This window comes from Roseateles sp. P5_E8 (assembly GCF_054177665.1).
In genome coordinates this window covers 1-11,327 of the sequence record NZ_JBGCUM010000095.1, presented here as the reverse complement: position 1 = coordinate 11,327, position 11,327 = coordinate 1, and the positions used below count along the sequence as shown (strand labels likewise).

General features: G+C 67.1%; 11 protein-coding genes and 2 pseudogenes. 10 read left to right on the top strand and 3 right to left on the bottom strand.

The window, feature by feature from the left end:
* On the bottom strand, nucleotides 1–481 hold a 481-nt coding region (locus ACXRVZ_RS26800), incomplete at its 3' end, for a substrate-binding periplasmic protein (RefSeq protein ID WP_458233059.1).
* A 62-nt stretch (nucleotides 482–543) separates the two neighbouring features.
* Between ACXRVZ_RS26800 and dapC the strand changes: the two genes are divergently transcribed.
* The 5 genes from dapC to ACXRVZ_RS26775 are packed head-to-tail and all read left to right on the top strand — an operon-like array spanning nucleotide 544 to nucleotide 6,538.
* A complete protein-coding gene (dapC, locus tag ACXRVZ_RS26795; RefSeq protein ID WP_457424954.1) occupies nucleotides 544–1,758 on the top strand; it encodes a succinyldiaminopimelate transaminase in 1,215 nt (404 codons plus the stop codon).
* A complete protein-coding gene (gene dapD, locus ACXRVZ_RS26790) occupies nucleotides 1,758–2,582 on the top strand; it encodes a 2,3,4,5-tetrahydropyridine-2,6-dicarboxylate N-succinyltransferase (RefSeq protein ID WP_458233058.1) in 825 nt (274 codons plus the stop codon). Before dapC ends, dapD begins: the two co-directional genes overlap by 1 nt.
* A gap of 1 nt (nucleotide 2,583) precedes the next feature.
* Complete coding sequence (locus tag ACXRVZ_RS26785; RefSeq protein WP_458233057.1) at nucleotides 2,584–3,753, top strand: PilT/PilU family type 4a pilus ATPase; 1,170 nt, start codon at nucleotides 2,584–2,586, stop codon at nucleotides 3,751–3,753.
* Complete coding sequence (gene prmB, locus ACXRVZ_RS26780) at nucleotides 3,750–4,610, top strand: 50S ribosomal protein L3 N(5)-glutamine methyltransferase (protein ID WP_457424960.1); 861 nt, start codon at nucleotides 3,750–3,752, stop codon at nucleotides 4,608–4,610. The genes ACXRVZ_RS26785 and prmB overlap by 4 nt, the downstream gene beginning before the upstream one ends.
* Nucleotides 4,607–6,538 (top strand): ATP-binding cassette domain-containing protein, encoded by a 1,932-nt coding sequence (locus ACXRVZ_RS26775; protein ID WP_458233056.1) that lies wholly within the window; start codon nucleotides 4,607–4,609, stop codon nucleotides 6,536–6,538. The genes prmB and ACXRVZ_RS26775 overlap by 4 nt, the downstream gene beginning before the upstream one ends.
* Here the strand turns inward: ACXRVZ_RS26775 and ACXRVZ_RS26770 are convergent.
* On the bottom strand, nucleotides 6,531–6,893 hold the full coding sequence (locus ACXRVZ_RS26770; protein WP_457424964.1) for a DUF1304 domain-containing protein: 363 nt from the start codon (nucleotides 6,891–6,893) through the stop codon (nucleotides 6,531–6,533). The genes ACXRVZ_RS26775 and ACXRVZ_RS26770 overlap by 8 nt on opposite strands.
* 132 nt (nucleotides 6,894–7,025) lie before the next feature.
* Here ACXRVZ_RS26770 and ACXRVZ_RS26765 point away from each other — a divergent pair, with 132 nt between their 5' ends.
* From ACXRVZ_RS26765 to ACXRVZ_RS26750, 4 genes and pseudogenes are all read left to right on the top strand, one after another.
* Nucleotides 7,026–7,526, top strand: coding sequence for a MarR family winged helix-turn-helix transcriptional regulator (locus ACXRVZ_RS26765; RefSeq protein WP_457424966.1), 501 nt, complete (start codon nucleotides 7,026–7,028; stop codon nucleotides 7,524–7,526).
* A gap of 35 nt (nucleotides 7,527–7,561) precedes the next feature.
* Nucleotides 7,562–7,996, top strand: coding sequence for an organic hydroperoxide resistance protein (locus ACXRVZ_RS26760; RefSeq protein ID WP_457424968.1), 435 nt, complete (start codon nucleotides 7,562–7,564; stop codon nucleotides 7,994–7,996).
* A gap of 48 nt (nucleotides 7,997–8,044) precedes the next feature.
* Nucleotides 8,045–9,376 (top strand): annotated as a pseudogene (locus ACXRVZ_RS26755) (esterase-like activity of phytase family protein); the annotation flags it as partial.
* A gap of 117 nt (nucleotides 9,377–9,493) precedes the next feature.
* Nucleotides 9,494–9,586: pseudogene (locus ACXRVZ_RS26750) on the top strand (PEP-CTERM sorting domain-containing protein); the annotation flags it as partial.
* On the opposite strand, the gene ACXRVZ_RS26745 reads toward ACXRVZ_RS26750, so the two are convergent.
* Entirely contained in the window at nucleotides 9,583–10,500 is a 918-nt protein-coding gene (locus ACXRVZ_RS26745) for an asparaginase (RefSeq protein ID WP_457424970.1), read from the bottom strand. The pseudogene ACXRVZ_RS26750 and the gene ACXRVZ_RS26745 sit on opposite strands and share 4 nt — an antisense overlap.
* 85 nt (nucleotides 10,501–10,585) lie before the next feature.
* Between ACXRVZ_RS26745 and lexA the strand changes: the two genes are divergently transcribed.
* The gene (gene lexA / locus ACXRVZ_RS26740; protein ID WP_457424972.1) at nucleotides 10,586–11,254 is read left to right on the top strand and encodes a transcriptional repressor LexA; all 669 of its coding nucleotides are present in this window, start codon (nucleotides 10,586–10,588) and stop codon (nucleotides 11,252–11,254) included.
* Nucleotides 11,255–11,327: the final 73 nt, after the last annotated feature.

Here is an 11,327-nt window from a genome sequence, read left to right as displayed (position 1 = left end):
GCCCGGCCTCGACGCTGAGCTGGGCCTCGATGAACTCGTCCAGCCCGGCGCCGAAGCGCGTGCCATGCGTGACGCCACCACGCAGGCCGCGCAGGTCTTCGCGCTTGGTGAACTTCAGGTTCTGCCCGGCGCGCACGAAGACCGAGCTCGGATTGGTGAAGACGGGCGTGTCGGCATAGGCCAGGTACTCCTCGCGCTCGGCGTTGCGCTTGAGCTCGGTGATGATGTCCACGTCGCCCGCCCGGGCCGTCTGCAGCACGCGCACGAAGGGGCCGACGTAGCGCAGCTCATACGGCAGCTTGATGGCCTGCAGCACCGCCAGCACGACGTCGACGCTGGCGCCGCGCAGCGTCTGGCCGTCATACCAAGCATAGGGCGGGTACTCCGGGTCGGCGGTAACGACCACCCGGGTACAGACGGCCTGAGCCGTGACGGCAGCACTCGCRGCAAGCCCGCAAATGGTCAGCCAAACGCGTTTCATGCTCTTGCCTCCCCAGGCACCTGCCGCATCGTCGACTTGGACGACCGCCCTATCATCCCCGCATGAGTTTTTCCGTCAATCCGCGCCTGGACAAGCTCCAGCCCTACCCTTTTGAGCGCCTGCGCGAACTGACCGCCGGCATCACACCCAACCCGGCTCTGGCGCCGATCTCGCTGGGCATCGGCGAACCCCGCCACGCGGCGCCGGCCTTGATCGCGGAGGCCATCAACGGCGCGATGAAGAGCCTGGCCGTTTACCCGGCCACAGGCGGCACACCCGTGCTGCGCGAGGCCATCGCCGCCTGGATCTCGCGCCGCTACGGCCTGACCCTGAATCCGCTGACGCAGGTCCTGCCCGTCAACGGCTCGCGCGAGGCGCTGTTCGCCATCGCGCAGACGGTGGTGGACGCCAGTCGCCCTGATTCGACAGGGCCGGCAACAGTCGTCTGCCCCAACCCCTTCTATCAAATCTACGAAGGCGCGGCGCTGCTGGCCGGCGCCGAGGTCGTGTTTGCGAACTCCGACCCGGCGCGCAACTTCGCCGTGGACTGGGGCCAGATCGATGAAGCGACCTGGGCGCGCACGCAGCTTCTCTACGTCTGCTCGCCCGGCAACCCAAGCGGCGCGGTGATGCCCTTGTCCGAATGGCAGGCGCTGTTCGAGCTGAGCGACCGCCATGGCTTTGTCATCGCGTCGGACGAGTGCTATTCGGAGATCTATTTCCGCGACGAAGCACCCCTGGGCGGGCTGGAAGCCGCCGCCAGGCTTGGCCGGCACGACTTCCGCAACCTGATCTCGTTCACGTCGCTGTCCAAGCGCTCCAACGTGCCGGGCTTGCGCTCGGGCTTCGTGGCCGGCGACGCGGCGCTGCTGAAGAAGTTCCTGCTCTACCGCACCTATCACGGCAGCGCCATGAGCCCCATCGTGCAGGCCGCGAGCCTCGCCGCCTGGGGCGACGAGGCCCACGTCATCGAGAACCGCGCGCGTTATCGGCACAAGTTCGCCGCCGTCACGCCGCTGCTGGCCGAGGTGCTGGACGTCGCCCTCCCCGACGCCGGCTTCTATCTCTGGGCCGCTGTACCGGGTGGTGACGACATCGCCTTCGCCCAAGGCCTGCTCGCTCAATACAATCTCGTTGTCCTGCCGGGCAGCCTGCTGGCCCGCGAAGCCCATGGCAACAACCCTGGCGCCGGGCGCATCCGCCTGGCCCTCGTGGCCGACGAGGCCGAATGCCTCGAAGCCGCCCGCCGCATCGTCTCTTTCACCAAATCCCGCTGATGAACACCGCTGACCTGCAAAGCCTGATCGACCTCGCCTGGGACAACCGCGCGGCCCTGGACCCCACCAACGCGCCCGAACTGCGCCAAGCCGTCGAGCACGTCATCGCCGAGCTGGACGCCGGCCGCCTGCGCGTGGCCACGCGCGAAAGCGTCGGCCAGTGGACCGTGCACCAGTGGGTCAAGAAGGCCGTGCTGCTGTCGTTCCGCCTGAACGACAACCGCATCATGGGCGACAAGGAGCTGACCTTCTTCGACAAGGTGCCCACCAAGTACGCCGGCTGGAGCGACGAACAGCTGCGCGCCAGCGGCGTGCGCATCGTGCCCCCGGCCGTTGCGCGCCGCGGCAGCTTCCAGGCCAAGAACGTCGTGCTGATGCCCAGCTACGTGAACATCGGCGCCTACGTCGACGAAGGCGCCATGGTCGACACCTGGGCCACCGTCGGCTCCTGCGCGCAGRTCGGCAAGAACGTGCACCTGAGCGGCGGCGTCGGCATCGGCGGCGTGCTGGAGCCGCTGCAGGCCAACCCGACCATCATCGAAGACAACTGCTTCGTCGGCGCCCGCTCCGAGGTCGTCGAAGGCGTCATCGTCGAAGAGAACTCGGTCATCTCCATGGGCGTCTACATCGGCCAGAGCACGCCCATCTACGACCGCGCGACCGACACGGTCAGCTACGGCCGCATCCCGGCCGGCTCCGTCGTCATCTCGGGCTCGCTGCCCAAGGACGGCGGCCGCTACAGCCTGTATGCGGCCATCATCGTCAAGCGGGTCGATGCGCAGACGCGCTCCAAGACCAGCATCAACGAACTGCTGCGAGCCTGACATGAGCAGCCCCGGCGCCGGCAACATGGAACGCATCCTTCGGCTGATGGCCGACAAGGGTGCTTCGGACTGTTATCTGTCGGCCAACATGCCGGTGCTGATCCGCATCAACGGGCAGACGGTGCAGTTGTCCGACCAGTTGCTGACGCCGCCGCAGCCGCGCCAGCTCATCGCCGAGGTCGTCGACCCCGGCAGCATGTCCGAGCTGGACAACACGGGCGAGCTGAACATGGCCGTGTCGGTGCGCGGCGTCGGCAGCTTCCGGTTGTCGGGCTTCCGCCAGCGCGGCTCGATTGCCGGCGTGTTCCGCCACATCCCGCACGACATCCCGACGCTGGAGAGCCTGCAGCTGCCGACCGTGCTGGGCGGCATGATCAAGGAGAAGCGTGGCCTCATTCTGATGGTGGGCGCCACCGGCACCGGCAAGAGCACCACGCTCGCGTCCATGCTGGAGATGCGCAACCAGACGATGACGGGGCACATCCTCACCATCGAGGACCCGATCGAGTACCTGTTCAGCAACAAGCGCTCGGTCGTCAACCAGCGCGAGATCGGCCGCGATACGGCTTCGCTGCAGATCGCGCTGAAGAACGCGCTGCGCCAGGCGCCGGACTGCATCCTGATCGGCGAAATCCGCGACCGCGACACGATGACGGCGGCCATCAGCTATGCGCTGTCGGGCCACCTCGTGTTGGCCACGCTGCACGGCAACAACACCTATCACGCGCTGAACCGCATCCTGTCCTTCTACACGCCGGAGTCCCGCCCCGCGCTGCTGAACGACCTGGCGGCCGGCCTGAAGGCCGTCATTTCGCAGCGCCTCGTGCGCGCCACGGCCGGCGGCCGCGTGCCGGTCATCGAGATCCTGTTGAACACCAAGCTGGTGTCTGAGCTGATCGAGAACGGCGACTTCGCCGGCGTGAAGGAGGCCATGGAGAAGTCCATCGCCGAGGGCTCGCAGACCTACGAAGAACACTTCGCCAAGCTCATCACCGACGGCACCATCACCCGCGAGGAAGGCCTGGCCTTCGCCGACTCGCCAACGAATCTGCTCTGGCGGCTGCAGAACGAGGCGCCCGGCGCCCGCCTGTCGACCGCGCCGCGCAAGGAAGAGAAGGCTGGCGACGAAGCCAGCTTCACCGAAATCACCCTGGACGTCCGCGGCTCTTGAAACTGATTACCTGCATAGAAACCCAAGCTGCCCGCCTCGACCAGGCGGGTTTGTTTTTTGGCCATGGCACGACGAACGCGTTCGACGAGGCCGCGTGGCTGGCGCTGTGGCGCCTGGGCCTGCCCGTGGACGCACTGGACGAGCATGAAGAGCGCGAGTTGAGCGCGGCCGAACTGGCTGGCATCGCGGCCCTGGTCGACGAGCGCATCGCCACCCGCAAGCCCGCCGCCTACCTGACCGGCGAGGCCTGGCTGCAGGGCGTGCCCTTCACCATCGACGAGCGCGCCATCGTGCCGCGCAGCTTCATCGCCGAGCTGATAGTCGACGCCAGCATCGACCCCTGGCTGCAACCAAGCAGCCGCCGCGTACTGGACCTGTGCACCGGCAACGGCAGCCTGGCAGTGCTGGCGGCGATGGCCTGGCCCGATGTGGAAGTCGACGCACTGGACATCGACACCAAGGCGCTTGCAGTGGCGAAGCTGAACGTCGAACGCCACAACTTCGCACTGCGCATCCGCCTGCTGCAAGGCGACGGCTTGGCCGGCGCCCAAGGACCCTACGACTTGATTCTCTGCAACCCGCCCTACGTGAACAGCACCAGCATGGCCGCCCTGCCCGCCGAATACCGCGCCGAACCCGAACTGGCTCTGGCCGGTGGGTCGGACGGCATGGACTTCATCCGCGAGCTGCTGCGCGCCGCACCCGCTGCCTTGACCGACGACGGCGTGCTCGTGCTGGAGATCGGCAACGAGCGCGAGAACTTTGAGGCCGCCTTCCCGACGCTCGAAACCGTCTGGCTGGAAACGTCCTCCGGCGCCGATCAAGTGCTGCTGCTGACGAAGGAGTCCCTGCAATGATCACGCTGCGCGACATCACGCTGCGCCGCGGCGTCAAGGTGGTGCTGGACAACGCCTCCGCCACGCTGCAGCCCGGCGAAAAGATCGGCCTCGTCGGCCGCAACGGCGCCGGCAAGTCCAGCCTTTTTGCACTGCTGACGCACCGCCTGGGCAACGACAAGGGCGAGGTCGAGGTGCCCAAGCACTGGCGCCGCTCCGAGGTCGCCCAGAACATGCCCGAGACCGATGACGGCGCGACCGATTACGTGCTCGAAGGCGACCTGCCGCTGGTGGCCGCCCGCGCCGCGCTGGAAGCCGCCGAAGCCGCCAATGACGGCCACGCGATGGCCGACGCGCATGCGCTGCTGGCCGACGTCGGCGCCTTCGACGCCCGCTCGCGCGCCCAGGCACTGCTGATGGGCCTGGGCTTCAAGAGCGAGCAGCTCGACGCACCGGTCAACAGCTTCTCCGGCGGCTGGCGCATGCGCCTGCAGCTGGCCCGCGCGCTGATGTGCCCGGCCGAACTGATGCTGCTGGACGAGCCGACCAACCACTTGGACCTGGACGCCCTGGTCTGGCTGGAAGCCTGGCTGGCGCGCTATGACGGCACGCTGATCATCATCAGCCACGACCGCGAATTCCTCGACGCCATCACCAAGGTCACGCTGCATCTGGACGAAGGCAAGCTGGTGCGCTACGGCGGCAACTACACCAGCTTCGAGACCCAGCGCGCCGAGCGCATGGTGTTGCAGCAGGCGGCCTTCTCCAAGCAGCAGGAGCGCGTGGCCCACCTGCAGAAGTTCATCGACCGCTTCAAGGCCAAGGCCAGCAAGGCCAAGCAGGCGCAGAGCCGCGTGAAGGCGCTGGAACGCATGGAGCGGCTGGCGCCGGTGCTTGCCTCGGCCGACTTCAACTTCGAGTTCCGCGAGCCGCTCAACCTGCCCAACCCGATGTTGATGTTCGACGAGATGTCGGCGGGCTACGGCACCACCACCATCGTGCGCAACATTGACCGCTCGGTGCTGGCCGGCCAGCGCATCGGTATCCTGGGCGCCAACGGCCAAGGCAAGTCCACGCTCGTCAAGACGATTGCCGGCACGCAACCGGCGCTGGCCGGCAAGCTGACGCAGGGCAAGGGCCTGTCCATCGGCTACTTCGCCCAGCAGGAGCTGGACGTGCTGCGGCTGGACGAAGGCCCGCTGGAGCACATGGTGCGCCTGGCCCGCGAGGTCGGGCCCGCCGGCCGTGAGCAGGACTTGCGCGACTTCCTCGGCCAGTTCCGCTTCACCGGCGACATGGTCAACCAGCAGGTCGGCAGCCTGTCCGGCGGCGAGAAGGCCCGCCTGGTGCTGGCCATGCTCGTCTGGCAACGCCCCAATCTGCTGCTGCTSGACGAACCGACCAACCACCTKGACCTGAACACCCGCGAGGCGCTGTCGATGGCGCTGAACGAGTTCGAGGGCACGGTCATGCTGGTCAGCCACGACCGCGCGCTGCTGCGCGAGGTCTGCGACGAGTTCTGGCTGGTGGCGGATGGTGTCGTCAAACCCTTTGACGGCGACCTGGACGACTACCAGAAGTGGTTGCTCGACCAGAGCAAGGAAGCCGCCCGTGCAGCAAAGAAGCAATCGGCGGCGGCACCCGCACCGGTGGTTGCCGCCACACCCGCGCCGGCACCGGCAGCGCGCGAGGACCGCAAGGTTTCAGGTCAGGCGCGCGCCAAGCTCGCCGACCAGACGCGGCCGCTGCGCAAAGAGATGGAGCAGATCGACAAGCGCATGCATGCGCTTGCCACCGAGCGCACCAGCATCGAAGCCCAGCTCGCCGAAGGCGCCGCCGCCTCGGCCATCGCCGAGATGGGCAAGCGCCTGAAGGCGATCAGCGACCAGCTCGAAGCCGACGAGGCGCGTTGGCTGGAGCTGGGCGAGCAGATCGAGTCGCTTAGCTGAGAAGCACCGCTGCCAGGGCCAGTGCGCCCGGCAGCGCCTGTACGAACAGGATCTTCTTCGACGCCGTGGCCGCGCCGAACAGACCGGCCACGATGACGCAGCCCAGGAAGAAGACAAGCCAGGGCTTGCCCGCGCCCGCAGCGCCTTGCGCCAAGCCCCAGGCCAGGCCGGCTGCGAGGAAGCCGTTGTAGAGCCCCTGGTTGGCCGCCAGCGCCTTGCTCTGCTCGGCGAAATCGGCCTTCAGCCCGAAGGCCTTGCGGCCCAGCGGCTTGGTCCAGAAGAACATTTCCAGCACCAGGAAATACACATGCAGCAGCGCCACCAGCGCCGCCAGCACGATTGCGACTGTCTGCATCGTCTCTCTCCTCGTCATTGATTGGGGGTGGCGCATCCTCGCAGATGGACCTACCGTTCCTCTGTCGCTCAAAGGACGTGGCAAAGACCATTTAACTTGTGTGCAATTGAATTGCCAACTACATTAATGCCCATGCCACGCGCCAAGCCCTCCACCGCCAGCGATTCCCGCGACAAATCTCGTGACGAATTCCGGGCACAGTGGTTGCAGCTTGACCGCCAGCTGTGCTTTGCGCTCTACAGCAGCTCGCTGGCCATGACCAAGCTCTACAAGCCGCTGCTGGCGCCGCTGGGCCTGACCTACCCGCAATACCTCGCCATGCTGGTGCTGTGGGAGGCGGATGGCGTCAGCGTCTCGCAGCTCGGGCAACGCCTGTCGCTGGACTCCGGCACGCTGACCCCGCTGCTCAAGCGCCTGGAGCTGCTGGGCCATATCGAGCGCCGCCGCGCGACGGACGACGAACGCCGGGTCGACTTGTTTCTGACACCCGCTGGCCGCAAGCTGCGCACCCTGGCCCTGGACATTCCCAACCAGCTGGCCTGTGCCAGCGCCTGCGAGCTGGACGAGCTCGTCGCACTGACCCAGCGGCTGCACGAACTGCGGCAGCAGCTGAGCCAGGCCACGGCCGACTGATCACCTTTCCCACCACCACCCCAAAGGAGCCCCCCATGGCCATCGAAAAAGCCCTCTACACCGCCACCGCCACTGCCACCGGTGGCCGCGCCGGCACCGCCAAGTCGTCTGACGGCGCCATTGACCTGACACTGTCCACGCCCAAGGAACTGGGCGGCGCCGGCGGCCCGGGCACCAACCCCGAGCAGCTGTTCGCGGCCGGCTATTCGGCCTGCTTCATCGGCGCGATGAAGGCCGTCGCCGGCAAGCAGAAGATCAGCCTGCCTGCCGAGGTCTCGATCACCAGCGACGTCGCCATCGGCCCGCATGCCAACAAGCCGGGCGCCTTCGGCATCCAGGTCGACATGAAGATCTCCGTGCCCGGCATGGAGCGCGCCGCACTGGAAGCCCTGGTCGCCACGGCCCATGAGGTCTGCCCCTACTCCAACGCCACGCGCGGCAATGTCGACGTGACGCTGACCATCGTCTGATCTCCGTCTGACCGCCTCCGGCGGGCGCCGTTTGTGAGATTCGTCACGATGGCGTCACGCCGGCCGGCCAGCATCGCGGGTTTTCCAAACAACTCCCGGAGACCCGCGATGCGCCCCAGCTTCCTTCCCACCGTGCTCGCCAGCGCCCTGCTGGCCCTGGCCGCCCAATCCCAAGCGGCCGAACCGGTGCTGATCGGCATGGGTTCGCTGAGCAGCTCGCTGAGCGACCTCTCTGGCCTGAACTACTCGCTGGAAAGCGGCATTGCCGCCAACCAGCTCGGCGGCGTCGGCTCTGCCCTGGCCTGGGCCGGCGGCAACACCTTCCTGGCCCTGCCGGACCGCGGACCCAATGCTGCGGCGTGGATCAACAACACGGCATTCGGCGCCACGGTCGACAACACCACTTCGTTCATCAGCCGCTTCCACACGCTGCAGCTCGATCTGGTCGCCACGCCCGGCGGCGCCCTGCCCTACACCCTCCAGACGACGCTGAAGGCCACGACGCTGCTGTCCAGCCCGACGGCCCTGACCTATGGCGCCACGGCACCGACGATGGCCGGCCTGGTCAACAGCAACACGCTGACGGCCGGCAGCACCCAATACTTCTCGGGTCGCTCGGACAACTTCGCCGCCGGCCTGTCCACAAACCCGAACAACGCCCGTCTCGACCCCGAAGGCATGCGCGTCTCCAATGACGGCAAGAGCGTTTTCGTCTCCGACGAGTACGGCCCTTACGTCTATCAGTTCGACCGCGCGACCGGTGAACGCCTGCGTACTTTCAGCCTGCCCAACRGCTTCGCCATCTCCAACCTGACGCCCTCGGTGAACACCGAAATCTCCGGCAACACGGCCGGTCGCGTCACCAACAAGGGCATGGAAGGCCTGGCCATCTCACCGGACGGCAAGACCCTGTTCGGCTTCATGCAAAGCCCGCTGATCCAGGACGGCGGCGACGGCGGCCGCTACAACCGCATCGTCAAGATCGACATCGCCACGGGCGCCGTCAGCCAATTTGCCTTCGACAACCAGCTCAATGGCAAGGCCTACAACAGCAGCGAACTGCTTGCGCTGAACGACCACGAACTGCTCGTGCTGGAGCGTGACGGCAAGGGCCTGGGCGATGGCTCGCCCGGCTCCAAGGCGGTGGTCAAGCAGCTCATCAAGGTCGACCTGACCGGCGCCACCGAAGTCAGCGGCATAGCCGACCTGCGCACCCAGCCCGGCGCCGCCGTCATCGGCACCCGCTTCCTCGACATCAAGGCGGCACTGAACGCCGCCGGCCTCTCAGACGCTATGGTGCCGTCCAAGCTCGAAGGCATTGCCTTCGGTGAAGACGTCACGGTCAACGGCAAGACGATGCACACGCTTTACTTGTCCAACGACAACGACTTCCTGGGCGATGTGCTGCCGAACGGCAGCGCGACGCCGGTGACCTACGGCAACCAGTTCTACGTCTTCGCGTTCGAAGGCAGCAACCTGGTCCAGCAAGGCATCACGACGGCCGTACCGGAGCCGAGCAGCTACGCGATGCTGGCCGCCGGCCTGGGCGCGCTGGGCTTCATCGCTCGCCGCCGCAAGAAGGCGGCTTAAGGCCCCAGCAAGGCCAGGATCAGTTCGACCCTGGCCTTGACCGGGCTCAGCGCGCCGGCGCTCGGCAGCAGGCCGGGCAGATCCATCACCGGCCCGGCGTCGCAGCGCGTGCTGCGTAGCACGCGCACGCCACGCACCTCCGCCTCAAGCAGCGCGGCCTCCAGCGCCGCGCTCAGCGTGCCGTTCCCGGTACCGGCCGCCACGATGCCGTCCACACCCGCCGTCAGCAGTGCCTTCACGACACGGCCATCGGCGCCGGCGTGGTTGAGCACGATGTCGACGCGTGGCCAGTTCTCCGCCGGCCTTGCGACGCGAGTCAGACCTAACGCCGCACCCACCGGCCAGCGGCCAACAAGCCGGACCGCGCCCTCCTCCACCCGCGCCACGAGCGCGCCGTCCACCGATTCGAAGGCATCGACGCGGTAGCTGTGCGTCTTGCGCACCTGCACCGCGTCATGCACTCGGCCAGCCAACGCAACCACCACGCCTGTGGCGCCCGGCATGGCAGCCACCTGAACGGCGTCGAAAAGGTTCTGCGGCCCGTCCGGCGCCAGCGCCGTCGCCGGGCGCATCGCCGCCGCCAGCACCACGGGCTTGGTCGGCGCCAGCACGCGGTGCAGAAAGTAGGCCGTCTCTTCCAGTGTGTCCGTGCCGTGGGTGATGACGACGCCCGCTACCTCGGGCCGCGCGAGCTGCGCCTGCACGGCATGCGCGAGGCGCTGCCAGGTCGCGTAATCCATGTCCTTGCTGTCCAGCTGCGCGACCTGTTGCGCCTCCAGCCGCTGCCCCGCGAGTGCCGGCACAGCGGCGAGCAAGTCCTCCACACGCAACTGCGCGGCCGTGTAGCCCACGCCGTCGCTGGCGCTAGCGGCGGTACCGGCAATCGTGCCGCCGGTGCCCAGAATGACAATCAATTTCGCTGGGGTTTGCAATTTGCTGGTTTCCTGGACAAAAATACAGGTGCTGGACAAATTTCCAGCCACCTCAAAAAGGCCGCCCGTGCAAGACCAACCCAAGCTTACCGCCCGCCAACAGCAGATCTTTGACCTGGTGCGCAACGCGATCGAAAGCACCGGCTCGCCACCCACCCGCGCCGAGATTGCCGCCGAGCTGGGTTTCAAATCCGCCAACGCGGCCGAGGAGCACCTGCAGGCCCTGGCGCGCAAGGGTGTACTGGAACTGATCGGCGGCACCTCGCGCGGCATCCGGCTCAAGTCCGACACGCTGAACGCCGTCAACCGCGCCCGCCAGTTCAGCATGCCCATTCCTGCGTTCGCGCAGCTCACCCTGCCCTTGATCGGCCGCGTTGCCGCCGGCGCTCCCATCCTGGCGCAGGAGCATGTCGAGCAGACCTATAACGTCGAGCCCAGCCTGTTTGCCAGGAAGCCCGACTACCTGCTCAAGGTCAAGGGCATGAGCATGAAGGACATCGGCATCCTCGACGGCGACCTGCTCGCCGTGCAGTCGGCCAAGGAAGCCCGCAACGGCCAGATCGTCGTCGCCCGCGTCGGCGAGGAAGTCACCGTCAAGCGCTTCAAGCGTGGGCCGGACGGCATCCAGCTGTTGCCCGAGAACCCCGATTTCGAGCCCATCCTCGTCGACGAGAGCGAGCACTTCAGCATCGAAGGCCTGGCCGTGGGCCTGATCCGCGGGCAGGGGTTCAACTAGTCTTTCAGGACGGGGGTTCAATTTCCCCCGGCGCAATCGAAAAGAAAAAAGGCCCGCGTCACCGACACGGGCC

Bases quoted from the DNA above. Each gene is read 5' to 3' on its own strand.
- dapC (WP_457424954.1), top strand. From the start codon at position 544: ATGAGTTTTTCCGTCAATCCGCGCCTGGACAAGCTCCAGCCCTACCCT.
- ACXRVZ_RS26785 (WP_458233057.1), top strand. From the start codon at position 2,584: ATGAGCAGCCCCGGCGCCGGCAACATGGAACGCATCCTTCGGCTGATG.
- ACXRVZ_RS26770 (WP_457424964.1), bottom strand. From the start codon at position 6,893: ATGCAGACAGTCGCAATCGTGCTGGCGGCGCTGGTGGCGCTGCTGCAT.
- ACXRVZ_RS26765 (WP_457424966.1), top strand. From the start codon at position 7,026: ATGCCACGCGCCAAGCCCTCCACCGCCAGCGATTCCCGCGACAAATCT.
- ACXRVZ_RS26760 (WP_457424968.1), top strand. From the start codon at position 7,562: ATGGCCATCGAAAAAGCCCTCTACACCGCCACCGCCACTGCCACCGGT.